The following is a 19067-nucleotide window of genomic DNA, read 5'->3' on the forward strand; positions in this document are numbered from 1 at the left end:
GGCGATATCGAGGAGGGGTGCCAATGGACTTCATGGTTGAAATGGAGATCGGGGTTCCACCGGACCTCGATGCCGAGACGCTGGCTGATCTGACCCGCCGCGAGCGGGAGCGGGCTGTCGAGATTTTCGAAGCGGGGGATTTTTTCCAGCAGGTTTGGGTCGTGCCGGGCCAGCGCTCACGCATCATGATCTGCTCGGCCGCTGACGCCAAGGAACTGCACGAGACGTTTCAGAGCCTGCCCGCGTTCCCATGGTGCAGGTTCAAGGTTTCCCCACTGATCGGGCAGGCGCCCGGTGCGCCCATCTGTCCCGTAGATTGAGGTTGCGACCATGCAGTTTCTGGTTCGAACCGTAAGCCGGCTTCCGGCCGATTTTCCCGCCGACAGGCGCAGTGATTTGCTGGCGCGAGAGCGTGAGCGCTCGCGTGAATTGTCGGGAGCGGGGAAGGTTCTCGCGCACTGGCAAATCCCCGTTGCCGGGGATTCCCTGACCCTGTGGGAGGTATCCGGCGCGCAGGAACTACACGAGCTTTTGATGGCGCTACCGGCCGCCGCGTGGGTGCAATCCAGCGTCACCCCGCTGATCGATAGACGTCTGCGGCAGCACGCCAAGCCGGCCGGATCCTGATCTGGGATCGACTGTTGCGAGGCCGGACGGCCTTGCCTGAAGGCGCCACGTGCATCGCGTGACCGGTGGATTCTTGTTGCGCAGCCTGGACTGGCGCGAGCGCCGTGGCGCGTGATCCCGCTTCTTGTCGTGGCGCATAGCGAATGAAGGATGGGCACGGTATGAAGGCGAAACTGGTGGATGTCATCGTCGCCGGGTCGGGCAGCGCCGGGATGACGACCGCGGTCGTTGCCGCCAAGCTTGGCCTCGATGTGCTGCTCGTCGAAAAGACGCGATATTTCGGGGGCACGACGGCGCTATCGGGGGGCGGCGCCTGGATCCCGAACAATCACCAGATGGACAGCATGGGCGCCAGCGATACCGCGGACGCCGCCATGCTGTACCTTGAGGCGGTCGTGGGCAACTGGCTGCGTCAGGATCTCGCGCAGGCGTTTCTCGCGCAGGGGCCAGAGATGATGGATTTCATGCTCGCCAATACTGCGGTGCAGATGATCGTGCGTCATGGTCCCGACTATTTTCCGGATCGTCCGGGCGGTTCGCAGGGTGGGCGGGCGTTTACGCCGGTATTGTTTGACGGGCGCGAGCTTGGCTCCGATCTTTCGCGGTTGCGACCGCCCCTGGAGCAGTTCAACTCCCCCTGGGGCATGATGATCAACATGGCCGATATCCAACATGCCATGGCGGCCAAACGCAGCCCGAAATCGGCCTGGTATATGGCGAAGTTGTTCGCGCAATATGGCGTCGAGCGTATGCGCTATGGCCGCGGCGCCCGCCTGACGATGGGCAACGCGCTCGCCGGGCGCCTGCTCAAGTCGGCGCTTGATGCCGGGGTCGAGCTTTGGTCGGAAAGCCCGATTGTCGATCTCGTCAAGGAAGGCGGCAGGGTCGCCGGTGCGGTAATCGAGCATGACGGCGTCAATCTGCGCGTGCTCGCGCGTCGCGGCGTCGTCCTCGCCACCGGCGGTTTTTCGGCCAGCGAAGAGATGCGCCGCAAATATTATGCGAGCGCCGAGCGAACCATGACGCTGGTGCCGCCGGGCAATACCGGGGATGGTATTGCTCTCGCGCAACGCGCGGGTGCGGCGATGGTAGAGCGCAATGCCGACAATGGCGTGTGGATCATGATGTCGCGCTACACGAAGCCTGACGGCAGCGTGATGCCGATACCGCGCATACTCAATTTCGGTCGGCCGGGCGTCATTCTGGTCGACCGAAACGGCCAGCGCTTCGCCAACGAGGCAACCCTGTTCGTGGCGCAGAAGATGCGTGAGATCGGCCTGCCGTCCGGCTGGGCGATTTGCGACCATCGTTTCGTGCGCAAGTGGGGGCTGGGCAACATCCTGCCGACCGGGATCAGGCTGCGTCGCATGGTGCGGCAAGGATATGTCCAGCGCGCGCCGACACTCGAAATGCTGGCGCGTCAAATCGGCATCGACCCCGCCGGCCTTGGGGCGACAATCGCCGCGACCAATGCCGCTGCGCGCGAGGGACGAGGAGACCAGATGGGGAAAGGAGAAGGCGGGTTTGACCGCTATCTTGGTGATCCGGCCAACAAGCCGCACCCCAATCTCGGGGCGATCGAAAGCGGCCCCTTCTATGCGCTCGAGGTATTCCCGGGCGACATCACCTCGACACTTGGTTTGCAGGTCAGTGCGAGTGGCAGGGTGCTCGCGGTCACCGGCGTGCCGATCGACGGGCTGTTCGCCTGCGGTCTCGACATGAACTCGATCTGGTCGGGTCTGGCGCCCGCGAACGGTGCCAATAACGGCGCCAACATGACCTTCGGGTATATCATCGCCCGTACGCTTGCTGAGGAAGCGCCACGGCCGGTGGGAATGGCGGTCGCCTGACAGCGATGAACCGACCGGGGGCGGCCGATCGCTCGTGCGGCCGCCCGATCCTCTCATGCGAACAAGGAAGATGATGATGCAGATCGAGAATTGTGTGGCGCTTGTCACGGGAGCAAATCGCGGCCTCGGCAAGTCGTTCGTCGATGCTTTGCTCCTTGCGGGGGCGGCCAAAGTCTATGCGGGCGCCCGCAATCCCGAGAGCGTCGTCGCTACGGACCCGCGTGTCGTCGCTGTCGCGCTCGATGTGACCGACAAGGCGCAGGTGGCCGCTGTCGCCAGTGCCTGCCACGATGTGACTTTGGTAATCAACAATGCGGGCGTCATGCATGCGAGTTCCGTGCTCGACGCCGACGCCGAAGTCGCTCTTCGTTCCGAGTTCGATGTCAATGTCTGGGGCACATTCCACATGATCCGTGCGTTCGCGCCGGTCCTTGCGAGGAACGGTGGCGGTGCAATCGCCGATATCCTGTCGGTCGCGGCGTGGTTCGCCTTTCCGCACAATGCCACCTATGGCGCGTCAAAGCATGCGGCGCTCGCGCTGACCGAGGCAGTGCGTTTCCAACTCAAGGGGCAGGGCACGCAGATGATCGCGGTGTTCTCGGGCTATATCGATACCGACATGGCGGCAGGTGTCAGCTTGCCCAAAGTCTCGCCGCAACAGGTCGCTGAGCGCACTCTTGATGCGGTGCGCTCCGGCGCGGATCATGCCTATGCCGACGATAATACGGAGCAAACGGGCCGAATATTGCGCGAGGATCGCGACAGCTATCGGGCGCGCGTCCAGCAGATGTGGGACGATGGCGCGTTCGCCAAGAAGTGAGCGCACGATGCGGCTCGTCTTCGAAGCGCCGCGCGGCACAGGAATGACCCTCATGTGGTCGCCCCCGCGCCGTCGCCGTTGCTCGCCGCCGGCGGGATCCGGCTTCCCCCCGCTGGGAGATGGCATCGGTCACCAGCGGGGGCATGCTGTACACAACATGCGGACGGGGGGGCGACCAGCCTGATCGCATGACGCGCGGGCCATTACGCGCCGGGAATTGCAGCCCGGCGATATCCGCACCGCCGGCCTTCCGGTGGGCGGACGCTGGAGGAGGATGGGATGAGCGTATATAGCGGGGGATCCGCCGGCTCCGGAGTAGCTGATGGCGCACGCATCGCACTGGTGACCGGCGGAGCCGGCGGGCTGGGTCTGGCGACCGCGCGGCGTTTTGCGCACGATGGGCTACGCGTCGTCGTTGCCGATCTCGATGAAGCTCTCGCGCGCTCGGTAGCGGGTGACCTCGACGGTGGCGGTCATCACGGTCTCGCGCTGGACATAGCCAGCGAGGCGGCGGTGATCGCCGCCTTTGAAACGATCGAGCGCGAGATTGGCCCGATTGCCGTGCTTGCGCATTTCGCTGGCACCGCGGGGAGCGGCGTAACCGAAGTCGGAACATTGCTCGCAGGATCAACCGTGGCCGAGTGGCACCGGATCATGTCGGTCAATGCGCTGGGCACCTTCCTGTGCGTGCGGGAGATGGCGCGCTGCCGCAGCGAGCGGCCAGTCGATCATGCCCGGATTATTACGGTGTCATCGGTCGCCGGTATCCAGGGCGGCGGCCAGTCGGGGGTAGCCTATGCAGCCTCCAAGGCCGCCGTGCTTGGACTTACCCGGACGGCCGCGCGCGACCTCGGGCCGCTTGGGATTACGGTCAACGCGATCGCGCCGGGACCCATTGAGACGCCGATGCTGGCGCGTACCCAGAAGCGGCCAGGTGGCACCTATCCGTGGATCGATGCGGTGCCCCTGCGGAGGGTGGGGATGCCGGAGGAGATCGCCGAGGCGGCATCCTTCCTGGCTTCCGAGGGCGCTGCGTTCGTAACCGGAGCGACGATCGACGTTAATGGCGGCCTGTTGATGAACTAGATCCCATCTGTTTCATTGTGGTGGGTTGATTTTTCAATATGTGAATTTTTTGCCATGTACGGCAGATGCAAGTGCGATAATGAGGGGAGTATGAGAGGATCCGCTGTCCGAAGCTTCGTGCTGGTATGAGTACCGCCGACAAACTGCTCAACGCTCTTGCGCTGTTCACGTACGAAGCGCCGGAATGGACTGTTGAGGCAGCCGCCGATGCCTTGTCGGTGTCGGGCAGCACCGCCTATCGCTATTTCAGCAGTTTGACGAAAGCCGGTCTGCTCGATCCCATTACCAATGGCCGATACATCCTCGGCCCGGCGATCATCGCCTATGACCGTCAACTCCGGCATTGGGATCCGCTGATCAAGGTTGCTCGCCCGGCGCTGGAAAAGCTTATCCAGCGTAACGGAGGCGAGGGCATCGGATTATTGTGTCGCCGGTTCCGCCAGCAGGTGATGTGCGTCCATCAATATCACGAGAAACAGGTGGACAAGGCGGTCAGCTACGAGCGTGGCCGGCCCATGGGATTGTATCGCGGGGCCGCCTCGCTCGTCATTCTGGCACATTTGCCCGGGCGCACGCGCCGCGCGCTTTATGCATCCGATGCCGCCGCGATCGGGAAGGCCGGGCTTGGCGATAACTGGGATGAATTCCGCGCAAAGCTCCGGGTGATCAAGAACGATAATGTCTGCATCACGCACGGCCAGCTCGATCAGGGAATGATCGGCATTTCGGCGCCCATCTTCCACGCTGAGAAGCAGATCGCCGGCAGCGTCAGTATCGTATTGACCGACGAAAGCGTCGGCGAGAGTGAAGTCGCTGGCGCCGCCGCATTGGTCCAGGCGGCCGCGCGTGAGGTTGATGTCGGGCTGGGCCGGATCGAAAACCTGCCCGCACTGAGGCCTGCGCTTGGGGCGATCATCGGCTAGATCCGGCCTTTTCCCTCAGGAGACGTCGGGGATGGCGCAATAACAGTGCATGAATTGGTCGACGACACGCGTTGCTTCGCTAGCTGCCCTGTCCGCATCGAACGTATCGAAGCCGTAGAGAATGCGGTTGTGATAGCCTCCGACGCAGAGGTCGAGCAGCATCCCGGCTGCATGGGCCGGGGCCTCTGAACGCAGCAACCCAGCCGTCATCTGGCGTCCGACGAAGTCCGTCAGCATTGCGCGGTCGAGCGCCGGCGCGCCGTTGAAGAAAATCCGGGCGATCTCCGGAATTCGGTCTGCCTGGGCGATCACCAGCCGCTGGAAGCCGATTGCTTGCGGATCGGAAATGCGCGTGATGAAGGTCTCGCAAAATCGCGTCAGCACCTCGCGGATGTCGCGCTGTGTGACCAAAATGGTCGCCATGCAGCCGGGAAACGCACTCGCGACGGTATCGAATACCGCCCGCAGCAACTCTTCCTTCGAGCTGAAATGGTTCCATAAGGTTCCCTTGGATCCGCCAAGGGTCTTGGCGATCTCCGACATGGTCGTAGCTTCATAACCCTTGTCGAGAAAACTGTCCTTCGCGATCGCCACGATCGCGGCGCGCCGCTCTGCGTCTCGCTGCGCGCGCTGATCGCGAGCTGGAGATGATGGTTCAGCCAAGGCGCCGCGCACTCGTACGCCGTCTGACTCCCAGCCGGGATCGAAAGCGCTCACGGGATGATCGGAAGCGATATGTCATGAGTACCCAGTTGCTCCGCACGCGCGGAGCCGATCGCGACCGATTCACCCCAGAACGCCATTTCGCCGCTGGTCTTGTCGCGGACCTGCACCTTTACCGCGTAGATATGGTGTTCACGGATCTCGTAGGCGAGGATCGCCGGGTCGTCGGTCTGGTAGACGATCATCGGACGATCTTCGCCCAGCGCGCGTGTATGGATGACCGGAACCAGATCATAGCGGCTTGCCGCCGAATATTCTTTGTAGACGGCAATGACCTCGCGCATCGTCACGCCCGGCGTCATCGACGCGAGCACGCCTTCGAAGGTCTCGGCTGCGTCATCGAACATCCGGCGCAGATTGTCGGACGGAGCCCCGAGACAGGCCATGCGGGTTATCTGGCCGAGATATCCCGCCGGGCTGCGCGCTTCGATCTCGCAGTAAAGCGGCTCACCCGCCTTGAGTGCGCTGCCGGTGGGGAAGGGGGCGAGACTGTAGCCGAAATTGGTGCCTGCGGACCACATGAGGAAATTGGTGGGAATGGCGCCATTCTCGATCAGATTGCCCACCATGCGACCATAGACGACCCGCTCGGCAATTCCGGGACGGGCTTCGGCGAGCAACAGATCGAAGGCAGCTTCGGCCAGCCCGATCGCCTCGGCCACGGCGGCGCGCTCTTCGGCGCTCTTGGTGGCGCGTACATCGTCGAGCAAGGCGGTCGCGTCGACGATCTCGCTCGCAGGGAATGCCGCGCGGATCTTGTCCAGAAAGCCGGAGGGAACCAGCCCGTCCGGAAAGCGCGGGCTGCCTATGAGGCCGGGAAGGCCGATGCGCCCGGCGCTGTCGAGCTCTCCGAGCCTGTCGATGACACCGTCTCCAACCGCCCAGTGGGTGGCACGCACGTCGCTCACCCAGCTTTGCCAGGCCAGCCAGAACTCTCTGGAAGGCACCGGCCCGACAATGGCGGTCACCTCGCCGGATCGGGGAAAAACCACGGCGACCGGTGCGTTATTGCCCCCCACGCTCGACAAATAGGTGCCATGAGCCTGCAACTGGTCCCAGAAGCCCGGATTCGGCGCCGTCACCAGCACATCGATCCCGGCGGTCGCCATCGCCGCCCGCACGCGCGCCCAGCGCGCGTCACGATCGGCGAGGGTCAGTTCGCGTTCGCGTCGATAGCCGGATCTGTCTGGTATCGGGGCAGTTACGGTCATGGGGCATCCTTCAACTAGGTGCGCGCTGCGCGCGGCTTGAGGGTGAAGGCGAGGCCGCAGGCGAGCAGAGCGAGCGCGGCGAGGATCATCAGTCCGTGGGCATAGGATCCATTGCGATCGAAAGTCTGCGCGAGCAGCCAAGGCCCCGTGCCGCACCCGACAGCGAACCCGAACAGCACGAAGGCATAGATCTTGCCGAACGCCCGTTGCCCGAACAGTTTGAGCACCAGCACCGCCGCGATCGCGGTTTCTCCGCCCGAGCAGATGCCGATCACAGCGGCGGCAATGGCGGCTCCGGCTTCGCCACTTGGCTGCCACAGCAGGGCGATCGCCACTTCGGGCAAGCCGAAGAACAGGGCTGCGACAAGGTCGCTGCGGAACCGGTCGGCAGCGATCCCGGCAAGGACGCGGCCGGCAATCATCGAGATGCCCGCAATCGACACGGCGAGGACAGAGGATGAGTCCGGGAAACCGCGATCCTTGAGCAAGGCAAAGAGATGCACCATCAGCCCGGTCAGGACATTTGCGATCAGAAACAGCGCAAGGGCGATGGTCCACAAGGATGGTGTACGAAGCGCGGTCGCGAGCGAGGTCCCGCTCTCGGCAATCGTGCGTGGGGCGCCATCCGGGCGTGCGGCCTGATGCTGCGGCGGCCAGCGTATCAGGAAAAGTTGCGCGGGAAGGGCGATGGCCAGCAGGATCGCACCGAATACGACGAACGCTGCGCGCCAGCCCCACTGCGCGATGACCGCCTGTGCGATCGGCGGCATGATCGTGGTCCCGATCGCGGATCCCAGGAGCATGATCCCGATCGCCGCCCCGCGTGCATGATCGAACCAGGCCGAGATGATCTTGGCATAGGGCACCTGGGTCTGGCTCGCCGCCACCATGCCGAGTGCGGCGAACAGGCTGTAGAGCAGGATTTTGGACGGCGTGATCAGCGAGAGCGAAGCGATCGCGCCGGTGAAAAGCACCGTGCCGACAATGACGGTCACCCTGGGATCGTAGCGGTCCACGATCTGCCCGACCGCGAAGAGCGAGAGCGCTTCTGTGAACATCGTCACCGCGAATGCGGATGATACGACTTCGCGACCCCAGCCGAAACTGCTGCCGATTGGCAGGAGGAAAACACCGAACGAGATGGTGAGTGTCGTGACGCTGCAGATCATCGCGATCGAGCAGCCGGCCAATACCATCCACTGGCGCCCATTCCAGCGCGGTGGCGTACCGGTTGCCGCAGCGACGGCCGATTGGGCGTCGAGGCCGCCAGCGGCCTCTGCCGCACGATCACCGGGAGAGGTCACCAATGCACCATCGGCAGGCCTGCGACGGGTGCGGTGAAACTGGGAATGCTGGTTGCACGCAGCCCGCCAAGCATCACCGTCCGGAGATCGGGGCCGCCGAAGGTCACGCTGGCCAGCCAGGGGCAAAGCGTGCCGCCCGTGGCATAGAGCGTCTCGAACGATACGGCATTGCCGGTCACGAATTCGGCCTCGAAGGCATCGGTCGCGGCCGGATCGCCGTCGTCGAGCAATTCCAGCGCTTCGCCATCTGGAGTGATCGCGACGAGCCGGTCGGCGAACACCATCGTTGCCCAGAGATTGCCGAACGCATCGAACGTGATCCCGTCGATCACGCCGCGCCCCAGATCGGACGGACCATAGACCTCACGGGGCCCCAGCCCGTTGGCGGTCAACCGGAAACGTGAAACGCGCTTGCCGGTCGTCTCGGCGACATAGAGCCATTCCTCGGCGGCATCGAGCCGCACTTCATTGGCGAACATCAGTCCGTCAGCCACGATCCGCGCTCCCCTGTCGTCGACCAGTACGATCGCTCCGTCGCTGACCGAGCGGCTGATCGCGTCGCTCCACGGATTGATCCTGGTTGAGATTGTCACCCAAAGCCGGTTCTGACGGTCGCGAAGCACGAAATTGACCTTGCCTGGCCACACGCCGTCGATCGTTTCGAGTAGTACTCGGGTGCGGCCGTCGCGGGTCATCCGTTCCAGCCGATCAGTTCCGAAATTGGCGATGAGGATGTCGCCATTCTTGTCAAAGGCGAGGCCGTTGGGGAGCGTGCCGGTGAGCAGGCTGGCTGCGGGGTCGGTCGCAAGATCGAAGCCGTTGCTGATCTTCTGCGTAATCAACTGCTGGCTGCCATCTGGCGCGATCTTCATGACGCCACCACGCGCGTCTGCCGACCAGATCGTCCCGTCGCGTTCGGCAAGAATGCATTCGGGACGTTGCAGGTCGCGTCCGATCATGCGGGCCGCCGATCGATCGATCTTCCATCCTTTGAGCGGATTCCCGGTCACGTCCCCCCCGATCTAGGCGCCCGCTCTGTTTGAGCGGATTCTCTCCAGTTGCATCCTACGATATTCGCTCCGCACATGATTGACAATATAGTCATATAATGAGAATTAAGATGGAATATTCATTCGGCGGCATCGAGCGTGTCCGCGCTGGAACAGCCGGAGGAGAGGGCGGCATGGCGACTGATAACGAGGCTTCCGCCGAGCTGCCGGGCCTTCTGCTCGAAGCAGGCGGGGAGGCGTCGCGGCCGGGCATCCTCCTGCTCCAGGAAATCTTTGGATTGAACGCCAGCATGCGCCTGATCGCGACGGCCTGGCGTAACAGCGGCTATGATGTTTTCGCGCCGGATCTTTTCTGGCGCCAACAGCCCGGCGTCGAACTGGACCCGGCCAGTGCCGAGGACCGCGAGCGTGCCCAGGCGCTGATGCAGGGGCTCGATGAGAGGCTGGCGATCGCTGATATCGCAGCGGGTGTCGCGATGCTGCGAGGGCGCGGACGATCGAGCGGCAGGGTTGCCGCGGTCGGATACTGCCTCGGTGGACGATTGGCCTATGTGTCGGCCGCAGCCGGGGTCGTTGATGCGGCGATCTCTTATTATGGTGTTGCGATCCATCGTTCGCTCGATCTTGCGGGGCAGGTGAAAGTGCCGCTGCTGATCCATGTCGCGGGGGAGGATCATCTGTGCGACGCCGAGGCGCAGCGCGAGCTATACGAGGCGTTCGCCTTTCGCCCCAATGTCACCCTTCATACGCACCGTGGCGTCGGGCATGCCTTTGCCCGCCCCGCCAGCCCGCATTGGAACGAAACCGCAGCGGAAACCGCCAACGAAATGAGCCTGGCGTATCTGCGTAGCTCGATTGGCACGGGCGATGACCGTCGCTGAACTGTCCCTGGAAATCGCACAGGCCAGCCGCATTCTGGCCTTGCACGGGATTCTCGATGCGTTCGGGCATGTAAGCTGCCGCGATCCCCGGAATGATGCGTGCTTTCTCATGTCGCGCTCGCTGGCACCGAAGCTGGTCACGCCTGACGACATCGTCAGCATTGACCTCGAAGGAGAGGCGCCCGACCGCCCCGATACGCAGTTGTTCATCGAGCGCTACATTCACGCCGAAATCTACCGGGCGCGCCCCGATGTGCGCGCGATCGTTCACAGTCATGCCGCCGCAGTGCTGCCGTTTACCGTGGCGAAATCCTCACGTGTGTCGCCGCTCTGTCACGTCTGTGGATTCCTGAGTGGTATCCCTGAAACCTACGATATCGCCGATCACTTCGGGCCAGCTACGGATCTGCTGATCCGCGATCCGGGCAAGGGCCGATCGCTTGCCGCCCATCTCGGCGGCGCCAACGTTATCATGATGCGCGGGCACGGTTTCACAGCGGTGGGTGGAAGCGTGCCGCAGGCGACGTTCCGGACCTTCTACACCAACCGCAACTGCGAAATTCAGCTGATGGCGCAACACCTTGGCGCGATGAACGCGCTCAGCGACGCGGAAGCCGCAGCCTGCGAACTCGCGGTCAACGGGCAGATCAATCGCGCCTGGAGCCTGTGGGTCAGCGATCTTGCGGGCGACTGAATCCGGCCCGCTGGCGAGGCGCGGGCATGGCGTTGGCTCCGCCGTAACGGAGAATATCATGTCGAAGGTCATCATCAGTTGCGCGGTCACCGGCGCAATCCACACGCCGACCATGTCGAAGGCGCTGCCGATCACGCCGGAAGAGATTGCCGAGCAATCGATCGCGGCGGCCGAGGCGGGGGCCGCGATCCTCCATCTTCACGCGCGCATTCCCGAAACTGGCGAGCCGAGCGGCGATCCGGATATTTTCGCGCGGTTCCTGCCCGTCATCCGTCAGCGGGTCGATTCCATCATCAATATCACCACCGGCGGCGCGCCCTCGATGCCAGTTGCCGAGCGGCTGCGCGCGGCGATACGCTTCTCACCCGAAATGTGCTCACTCAACATGGGAACGATGAATTTCGGGATCTTTCCGGCCGCACGGCGGATCACCGAGTGGAAGCATGGCTGGGAGGAGCCCTATCTGCTGAACTCTGACGATTTCATTTTCCGTAATACATTTCGTGATATCGCCTATATTCTCGAAGCGCTGGGTGAGGGCGGCACCAAATTCGAGCATGAGTGCTACGATATAGGGCATCTCTACACGCTCGCACATTTTCTGGATCGTGGGCTCGTCAAACCGCCATTCTTCGTCCAGATGATTTTCGGTGTGCTGGGCGGGATCGGCCCCGATCTTGATAACCTGCTGTTCATGAAGCGCACCGCCGATCGGCTGTTCGGTGATAGCTATCAATGGTCGGTGCTCGCGGCAGGGCGTCATCAGATGCCGTTCGTTACGCAAGCCGCGCTGCTGGGAGGCAATGTCCGCGTCGGGCTTGAAGACAGCCTGTTTATCGAGCGGGGCAGGCTTGCCGTATCGAATGCCGAACAGGTCACCAAGATCGTGCGTATTCTTGCCGAAATGGGTCATGAACCGGCCAGCGCCGCGGATGCGCGTGCGATGCTCGGACTCAAGGGTGGTGACCGCGTGGCGATATGACGGCGGCTATCGCTGCGGAGGTGGCCGCCGGCACCTCGCGCCCGCGGACTCTATACGAGAAAATATGGGCCGATCATGTCGTTACGCGTCATGCTGACGGCACCTGCCTCATCTATATCGATCGTCATCTCGTCCATGAGGTCACGAGTCCGCAGGCGTTTGAAGGGCTGCGGGTGGCCGGGCGGCGTGTCCGGCGGCCCGACCTGACGCTGGCGGTCCCCGATCATAACCTGCCTACGACACCGCGTGTCGATGCGGCCGGGCAGCCTGTACCGATCGCTGATCCGGCCAGTGCCGCCCAACTCGCCGCGTTTCGCGTCAACGTCGCCGAATTCGGCATCCCCAATATCGATGCGCTTTCACCGCTTCAGGGCATTGTCCATGTCGTCGGTCCTGAACAGGGTTTCACCCTGCCGGGCGCGACGCTGGTTTGCGGCGACAGCCACACCTCCGCTCACGGTGCGCTCGGCGCGCTCGCGTTCGGGATCGGTACCAGCGAGGTAGAACATGTGCTCGCGACCCAGACGCTGCTCCTGCGCCCATCGCGTACGATGGAGGTGCGCGTCGCCGGGGCGCTCGGTTTTGGAGTGACCGCGAAGGACGTGGTGCTTGCGATCGTCGGGCGACTTGGGGCGGCGGGGGGGAATGGCCATGTTCTCGAATTTACGGGGGATACGATCCGCGATCTGTCGATCGAGGGACGGCTTACGGTCAGCAACATGTCGATTGAGGCCGGTGCGCGCGCCGGCCTGATTGCGCCGGACGACAAGACATACGATTTTCTGAAGGGGCGCCCGATGGCGCCCGATGGGGAAATGTGGAGGCGGGCGGTGGATGCCTGGCGGCACCTGCCGAGCGATCCGGGCGCGCCTTATGACGCCCGCGTGCTGCTGGATGCCACCGATATCGCGCCTTCGCTTACGTGGGGAACGAGCCCCGAGGATGTCGTGCCGATCACCGGGACCGTGCCCGATCCGGACAGCTTCGCCGACCCAGCCAAGCGCGATACGGCACGCCAGGCGCTCGATTATATGGGGCTCCGCCCGGGAATGGCGATGCAGGACATTGCGGTTGAGCATGTCTTCATCGGCAGTTGCACCAATGGCCGCATCGAGGATTTGCGGGCCGCGGCGGCAGTGGTCGAGGGACGGCAGATCGCGCGCGGCATCCGCCAGGCGCTGGTCGTGCCGGGTTCCGGTCTCGTCAAGCGTCAGGCCGAGCAGGAAGGGCTCGACCGGATCTTTCGCGATGCCGGGTTCGAATGGCGTGAACCCGGATGCTCGATGTGCCTTGCCATGAACCCCGACAAGGTTCCGCCCGGAGAACGATGCGCCTCGACCAGCAATCGCAACTTTGTCGGCCGCCAGGGGCCGGGCGCGCGCACCCATCTCGTTTCGCCGGCCATGGCCGCGGCTGCGGCCGTCACCGGGCGGCTTGCCGACGTTCGCGATCTTCTGGGCGCACGTTCCAATGGCGGCGGGCGGGGCTGAGTTTGCTGCGGGGCGCGACGATGACGATAGAATTCAATCACACGATCATCTGGGCAACCGATCCGGCCGCCTCGGCCCGGTTTCTGAGCACCGCGCTTGGCCTGTCCGATCCGGTGCGCTTCGCACGCTTCCATGTCGTCGATGTGGGCGGAGGAGTCTCCCTCGACTTCGCGAGATCTGATCGACCGATCCAGACCGGACATTATGCATTTCTGGTGAGCGACGATTCGTTCGACGCGGTGATGGGCCGCCTCGTGGAATGCGGTGTGCCATTCTGGGCGGATCCGTTCCAGTCGATGCCGGGGCGTATCAATCATGCAGACGGCGGCCGAGGCGCCTATTTCCTCGATCCCGATGGGCACAGTTTCGAGATCATCACCCGGCCATACGGCTCAAGCGGAGAGTCATCATGACAAGCGGTCTGATCGTTCTCAATTGGCCAACTCCGAACGGCAGGAAGGTGTTTATCATGCTGGAGGAACTTGGCGTCTCGTATGAGACCAGGTTCGTCAACATTGACAGGAACGAGCAGTTCGATCCTCAATTTCTTGCTGTCTCACCCAACAACAAGATTCCCGCACTGATCGATGCCGAGGCGGAAGGCGCCCCGATCCAGATATTCGAGAGTGGCGCGATCCTGATCTATCTCGCTGAGAAATACGGCAGGTTCCTGGCCCGGTCGGGGCAGGCGCGCGCTGCCGCGCAGGCGTGGTCGTTCTGGCAGGTCGGCGGGCTGGGGCCGATGATGGGACAGGTCGGTTTCTTCGCCTTCTATGCGAAGGAACGGGTGCCCTTGGCGATCGAGCGCTACACTGGCGAGGTAGGGCGCCTCCTGGGCGTGCTCGAGACGCGGTTGGCCAAGGCCCCCTACCTCGCTGGCGACGCCTATTCGATCGCGGACATGTGTATCTACCCTTGGGTCGTCGGCGCCTATACGCGGGCGAAAGAGGTGCTGGCCGCTCAGATCGCGGACAAGCCGGCGATCTCGCGCTGGCTCGAGGCGGTGGGATCCCGACCCGCGGTTATGCGCGCGATGGCGATAGAGCCGACTGACGGTATCACGCACTGATCCTGTTGGAACTGCGATCGATCTGCGCGGACCCAGGTAGAGACCCGGTGATCGCGGCCCGAATACGACGGTGGCCGGGACTCTGGCTCGGCCCGTATTCGCCTGAGAGGAGTTTCAGCACGGGCCCCTGCCGGTGTCGTCGCGACTGACCATGCGGGGCTGCAGGTCGCCTTCCACCTTCGGCCCGCGTCGCGCCGGATCACCGGCTTCGTGCCGTGGCGATGGCGCCCGGGCGGGCATCGAAGGTGAGCGGGGCGTTGCCCCGCACCAGCGTCTCGCCTTCGATGCGAAACAGGCTCACATCCTTTTCCACCGCACACTGGACGAGCAGCGCCCTGCCGTCGTCGCTGAAGGCGGCGCCCTGGCAATTGTGGCCGATATCGGCCTCGGCGATCTGGGTCAGCGTCGGCCCGCTCACGCGGAACAGGCGCAGGCGGCCTGTCACGGTGGCGAAATTGGCGGCCGTGCGGGTGAAGGCTGATCCGTTGCCCATCACCGCCGCCAGCAGCCGGCCATCCGGCGACAGCACGACATGCTCGGGGACAGTTCCCACCGCGACCGCCGCCACCATCTGGCCGCTGCGCAGATCCACCGTGCTGATGGCGCCCGCCGTGCCCGAAAGCGGGGTGCCACCGAAATTCGCGTTGTAGAGATAGCGGCCATCCTTCCCGATGATCGCCCCATAAGGCTGCGTGCCAACGGTGATATCGCGGACTCGCGACAGGCCGCTGGAGGAAACGGCCAGTTCGGTGATCTTGCCGTCACCGAAGCGCACGGCATAAGCACGCTTGCCGCCGGGCGCGAAGATTACGTCCCGCGGCCCTGCCTTCGCATCCAGCTTGATCGAGCCGATCTGCCGTAGTGCCTGCCCGCGATCGACGGCGAGGAGCGCGATCGAATCATCATTCGCGCTGGTGACCAGCGCGAGTGAGGCATTGGGGTTCAGCGTCACACCCATGGCGCCGGGCGCGGTTTCCAGCGTCTGGACGAGACGAGGGTGGCGAGGGTCGCCGATGTCGATCAGCGAGACGGCACCACGGGGCTGCAACTTGCCTGCATCATCCAGCCGCTGCGACACGGCGACCAGCGCGAACCTGCCGGAGGGCGCGACGGCGACGGACACGGGTGGCCCGTTCAGCGTGGCCGGCGCGCTGACCCGGCCGAGTATCTCCGGGCCCTCGCGGCCGAAGGCCAGCGTGACGATTTCGTCCGGAAAGGGACCGGCCACGGGATCGCCCTCGCGCACCTGTTTTCCGTCATGCGCCGACACCGCAATCTGTGCCGTGGCGGGCGGGAAACCAAGTAGAAATAGAGTGGCGGTGAAGAAAAGGCTGGTTCGCACCTGGAATATCCTCTCTTTTTTGGCGGATTTCCGGCGCTGGTACGGATCGACCCCACCATATCCGCGCTTGTGCAGTGTAATATACAAGACAAGTATGTTGCATATAATCTCAAGCGAAGCTAACCCATGCGCAGAAGCGGCGCAAAGCCGCTCGATGGGAGAGGAAAATCATGCGCAATCGACGCCACAGCCATGCCTTGGGCGCGTCCGCCCTCGCTATCGTGACCGCCACCCTCCTTCCTGCCGTTGCCCCCGCGCAGAATGCGCCGGCACCGGCAGCTCCGCAGGCGGGTGCCCTGCCATCCTCCGCGACGCCGCCCAGCGCGGACGAGGTCGCCGAGATCGTCGTTACCGGAACCAGCATCCGCGGCACCGCGCCGGTCGGCTCCAATCTCGTGTCCGTCAGCACGGAGGCGCTTGCCGCGACCGGCCAGCAGACCGTGACGGGCGCCCTGCAATCGATCCCCTCGCTCAGCGGCACGACGGGGCAGGGCGTCACCTCGGCCTTCTACCAGCCCTCCATTCACCAGCTTGGCGCCAGCGCCTCCAATTCCACCCTGGTGCTGATTGACGGGCATCGCGGGCCGACCGGCGGCACCAACCACACCTTCCTCGATCCGAACATCGTGCCGTTCAACATGCTGCAGCGGGTGGAGGTTCTCGCGGAGGGCGCCTCCTCGGTTTACGGATCGGATGCCGTGGCCGGCGTAATCAACTTCATCACGCGCAAGCGCTTCGATGGCGTGCGCGCCGATGGGCAGATCACCGTTCGGGATGGCATGCTCGGCCATCAGGGCGGCCTGCTGATCGGCAAGAGCTGGGATACCGGCTCGGCGGTGATCGGCGCGACCTACATCCATCAGGATAATCTCCGCGCGAAGGATCGCAGCTTCACCTATCCCGATCAGACCGGGCGCTCCGTGGGCAACGGCCTGTTCGGATCGAACTTCCTTTCGCCCTTCTGCGATCCTGCCCAGATCGGCACCAACGTCAATCGTTGCACCACCTGGGGAATGATCGATCTGCTGGGCAAGGAGAACCGGCAGAATGTGATGGGCAAGATCACGCTCGACATGACCGACAAGCTCACGGTGGGGCTCGATCTGCTCTACGGGCGCCGACGCGGCGTGACGCTCGGCGGCAACACGACGCTGCAGGCCACGGCATTCCAGTCCGGCGCGCAGGCCAATCCCTTCTATACGGGAACGGGCACGAGCCAGACGATCCGCTACGATACCACCTCGCTGTTCGGCCCGGCGCGCAATCGCAGCGATTCCGACAGCATGTATGCGGCCTTCACCGCGAGTTATGCGCTCACCTCCAACTGGTCGATCGATTTCCTGGCCAGCGCGGGGCGGGATGAAAGCTCCACCTTCAGCCAGAATGCGGTGAACGGATCGGCGGCATTGCTGGCGCTCAACGGCACCACGAACGGCGCCGGCAACCTGACGACGCCCTCCATTCCCGGCACCACCACGATCGTCACGCAATTGCCGCTGACGGCGGCCAACGCGCTGGATGTGTGGAATGCGGCGGGCAGCAATCGCACCTCGGCCGAAACGCGCGCACGGCTGCTCGACAATACCAACATGCTTCGCAATACGACGGGCTATCAGCAGGCGCGCCTGAGCGTCAGCGGATCGCTGTTCGATCTGTGGGCTGGGCCGGTGAAGGTCGCCGTTGGCGGCGAGATCTTCAATACGCAGCTTGGCCAGTTCGTCAGCCGTTCCAATGCGGGGCCGGCACGCACCAATTCACAGCAGCTGCGCTTCGATTTCGATCGCAAGGTCTATTCGGGCTATATGGAGCTGAACGTCCCCCTCGTCAGCGAGGAGATGGAGGTTCCGCTCGTCCACAAGCTGGATCTGTCGCTGGCCGGCCGCTACGATCATTATGACGATTTCGGATCGACCACCAATCCCAAGATCGGCTTCAACTGGGATGTGGCGCGCGGCTTCCGCTTCCGGGGCAATTATTCCACCTCCTTCGTCGCCCCGCCGCTCACGATCCTGGGCGATCAGTTCGGCGCGTTCGGCACCGCCACCTGGGTGCCCGGCGTGCGCAACGTGACGGTGGATACCGCCCTGTTCCCGGATGCGCGCGCAGCAATCAACAATGCCGCCGGCAATGCCAATGCCTGCCCCACGTCGCAGCAGGTCTGTTCTCTTGCTTCGGTGAACGGCATCCAGGTGACGCGCGGCGATCCCAAGGCGGGGGCGCAGGATGGCGATGGCTGGTCGCTCGGCGTGGATCTGGCGCCGCCGCAGGTGCCGGGCCTGCGCGCGGCCGTCACCTATTGGCGGACCAACTTCAAGGGCGGCGTGACCGGCAGCCAGATCGAGCAGGTGCTGGGCATCCAGTCCGCCAATTATCTCGCCACCTTCTATCCGAATTGCGCCACGCAGGGGCAGATCGAGGCGCAGACGGTGGGCATCCCGCAGGCGGGCCAACTCGCCTCCTGCACGGCCTATATCTATCAGACGCTCAACACCAACTGGCTGAACCTGCGGATCGGCGGCATCGATTACCAGCTCGATTATGATCTGAAGACGGCCACTTCGGGCACGTTCAGCGTGGGTGTCTCGGGAACCGAATTCACCAAATATACCCAGGCATTCGGCAGTGGCGCGACGTACGATATCCTGAACACCGCCGGCAACAACGGCACCTTCGCTTCGATCAAGCGGCGGATGCGCGGCTATGTCGGCTGGGGCAATGACGATTTCGTCCTGCGCGTATTCGCAAACCATACGGGTTCGTTCCGCAACTGGGCATCCACGTCCACGCGCAATCCGCTGACGCGCGACGCGAACGGCAATCCCAATGGCGGCGGCGACAAGGTGAAGGCGCTGACGACGTTCGATCTGAACGCGGTCTATGAATTCAACGGGGGCTTCCTCAACGGATCGCAGCTCTCGATCGCGGCGACGAACGTCTTCGACAAGGATCCGCCCTTCTACAATGCGTCCAGCGGCTATTACAGCCTAGTCCACAATCCCTATGGCCGCACGGTGACGCTGAGCCTCACCGTGAAGCTGATGTGAGGAGCGGAGAG

Annotated in this window: 18 protein-coding genes; 13 read left to right on the forward strand and 5 right to left on the reverse strand. The window is 63.8% G+C overall.

Features of this window, described 5'->3' with window-relative positions; translation table 11 throughout:
* Positions 1-23 precede the first annotated feature (23 nt).
* The 6 genes from DI605_RS10015 to DI605_RS10040 all read left to right on the forward strand — a co-directional run bounded on the left by DI605_RS10015 (position 24) and on the right by DI605_RS10040 (position 5306).
* Positions 24-320 (forward strand): muconolactone Delta-isomerase, encoded by a 297-nt coding sequence (locus DI605_RS10015; RefSeq protein WP_293972796.1) that lies wholly within the window; start codon positions 24-26, stop codon positions 318-320.
* 10 nt (positions 321-330) lie between these two features.
* Complete coding sequence (locus DI605_RS10020; protein WP_293972798.1) at positions 331-627, forward strand: muconolactone Delta-isomerase family protein; 297 nt, start codon at positions 331-333, stop codon at positions 625-627.
* Positions 628-788: 161 nt separating this feature from the next.
* On the forward strand, positions 789-2477 hold the full coding sequence (locus DI605_RS10025) for an FAD-dependent oxidoreductase (RefSeq protein WP_293972801.1): 1689 nt from the start codon (positions 789-791) through the stop codon (positions 2475-2477).
* Between the two features lie 76 nt (positions 2478-2553).
* The gene (locus DI605_RS10030) at positions 2554-3297 is read left to right on the forward strand and encodes an SDR family oxidoreductase (RefSeq protein WP_293972804.1); all 744 of its coding nucleotides are present in this window, start codon (positions 2554-2556) and stop codon (positions 3295-3297) included.
* A 279-nt stretch (positions 3298-3576) separates the two neighbouring features.
* Positions 3577-4383: an SDR family NAD(P)-dependent oxidoreductase gene (locus DI605_RS10035; RefSeq protein WP_293972806.1), complete on the forward strand. Its 807-nt coding sequence runs from the start codon at positions 3577-3579 to the stop codon at positions 4381-4383.
* A 125-nt stretch (positions 4384-4508) separates the two neighbouring features.
* The gene (locus tag DI605_RS10040; RefSeq protein ID WP_293972809.1) at positions 4509-5306 is read left to right on the forward strand and encodes an IclR family transcriptional regulator C-terminal domain-containing protein; all 798 of its coding nucleotides are present in this window, start codon (positions 4509-4511) and stop codon (positions 5304-5306) included.
* A 15-nt stretch (positions 5307-5321) separates the two neighbouring features.
* Here DI605_RS10040 and DI605_RS10045 read toward each other — a convergent pair whose 3' ends face one another.
* The 4 genes from DI605_RS10045 to DI605_RS10060 all read right to left on the reverse strand — a co-directional run bounded on the left by DI605_RS10045 (position 5322) and on the right by DI605_RS10060 (position 9503).
* Positions 5322-6023 (reverse strand): TetR/AcrR family transcriptional regulator, encoded by a 702-nt coding sequence (locus DI605_RS10045; protein WP_293972811.1) that lies wholly within the window; start codon positions 6021-6023, stop codon positions 5322-5324.
* Positions 6020-7138 carry a M24 family metallopeptidase gene (locus DI605_RS10050; RefSeq protein WP_293972814.1) on the reverse strand — a complete coding sequence of 373 codons (1119 nt, stop codon included), beginning with the start codon at positions 7136-7138 and terminating at the stop codon, positions 6020-6022. Before DI605_RS10050 ends, DI605_RS10045 begins: the two co-directional genes overlap by 4 nt.
* Positions 7139-7254: 116 nt before the next feature.
* Positions 7255-8544: an MFS transporter gene (locus DI605_RS10055; RefSeq protein ID WP_293972817.1), complete on the reverse strand. Its 1290-nt coding sequence runs from the start codon at positions 8542-8544 to the stop codon at positions 7255-7257.
* Positions 8541-9503, reverse strand: coding sequence for an SMP-30/gluconolactonase/LRE family protein (locus DI605_RS10060; RefSeq protein ID WP_293972819.1), 963 nt, complete (start codon positions 9501-9503; stop codon positions 8541-8543). The genes DI605_RS10055 and DI605_RS10060 overlap by 4 nt, the downstream gene beginning before the upstream one ends.
* Positions 9504-9727: 224 nt before the next feature.
* On the opposite strand from DI605_RS10060, the gene DI605_RS10065 reads away from it, so the two are divergent.
* The 6 genes from DI605_RS10065 to DI605_RS10090 are packed head-to-tail and all read left to right on the forward strand — an operon-like array spanning position 9728 to position 14670.
* Entirely contained in the window at positions 9728-10435 is a 708-nt protein-coding gene (locus tag DI605_RS10065; RefSeq protein ID WP_293972822.1) for a dienelactone hydrolase family protein, read from the forward strand.
* Entirely contained in the window at positions 10422-11129 is a 708-nt protein-coding gene (locus tag DI605_RS10070; RefSeq protein ID WP_293972825.1) for a class II aldolase/adducin family protein, read from the forward strand. The genes DI605_RS10065 and DI605_RS10070 overlap by 14 nt, the downstream gene beginning before the upstream one ends.
* 58 nt (positions 11130-11187) lie before the next feature.
* Positions 11188-12111, forward strand: a complete 924-nt coding sequence (locus DI605_RS10075; RefSeq protein WP_293972828.1) for a 3-keto-5-aminohexanoate cleavage protein — start codon at positions 11188-11190, stop codon at positions 12109-12111.
* On the forward strand, positions 12108-13601 hold the full coding sequence (gene leuC, locus DI605_RS10080) for a 3-isopropylmalate dehydratase large subunit (protein ID WP_293972831.1): 1494 nt from the start codon (positions 12108-12110) through the stop codon (positions 13599-13601). Before DI605_RS10075 ends, leuC begins: the two co-directional genes overlap by 4 nt.
* Positions 13602-13621: 20 nt before the next feature.
* A complete protein-coding gene (locus tag DI605_RS10085) occupies positions 13622-14014 on the forward strand; it encodes a VOC family protein (RefSeq protein ID WP_293972834.1) in 393 nt (130 codons plus the stop codon).
* On the forward strand, positions 14011-14670 hold the full coding sequence (locus DI605_RS10090; RefSeq protein WP_293972837.1) for a glutathione S-transferase N-terminal domain-containing protein: 660 nt from the start codon (positions 14011-14013) through the stop codon (positions 14668-14670). Before DI605_RS10085 ends, DI605_RS10090 begins: the two co-directional genes overlap by 4 nt.
* Before the next feature lie 199 nt (positions 14671-14869).
* Here DI605_RS10090 and DI605_RS10095 read toward each other — a convergent pair whose 3' ends face one another.
* Complete coding sequence (locus DI605_RS10095) at positions 14870-16012, reverse strand: beta-propeller fold lactonase family protein (protein ID WP_293972840.1); 1143 nt, start codon at positions 16010-16012, stop codon at positions 14870-14872.
* 170 nt (positions 16013-16182) lie between these two features.
* On the opposite strand from DI605_RS10095, the gene DI605_RS10100 reads away from it, so the two are divergent.
* The gene (locus DI605_RS10100) at positions 16183-19056 is read left to right on the forward strand and encodes a TonB-dependent receptor (RefSeq protein WP_293972843.1); all 2874 of its coding nucleotides are present in this window, start codon (positions 16183-16185) and stop codon (positions 19054-19056) included.
* Positions 19057-19067 lie beyond the last annotated feature (11 nt).

The organism is Sphingomonas sp. (assembly GCF_003248515.1).
Taxonomy (GTDB): domain Bacteria; phylum Pseudomonadota; class Alphaproteobacteria; order Sphingomonadales; family Sphingomonadaceae; genus Sphingomonas_I.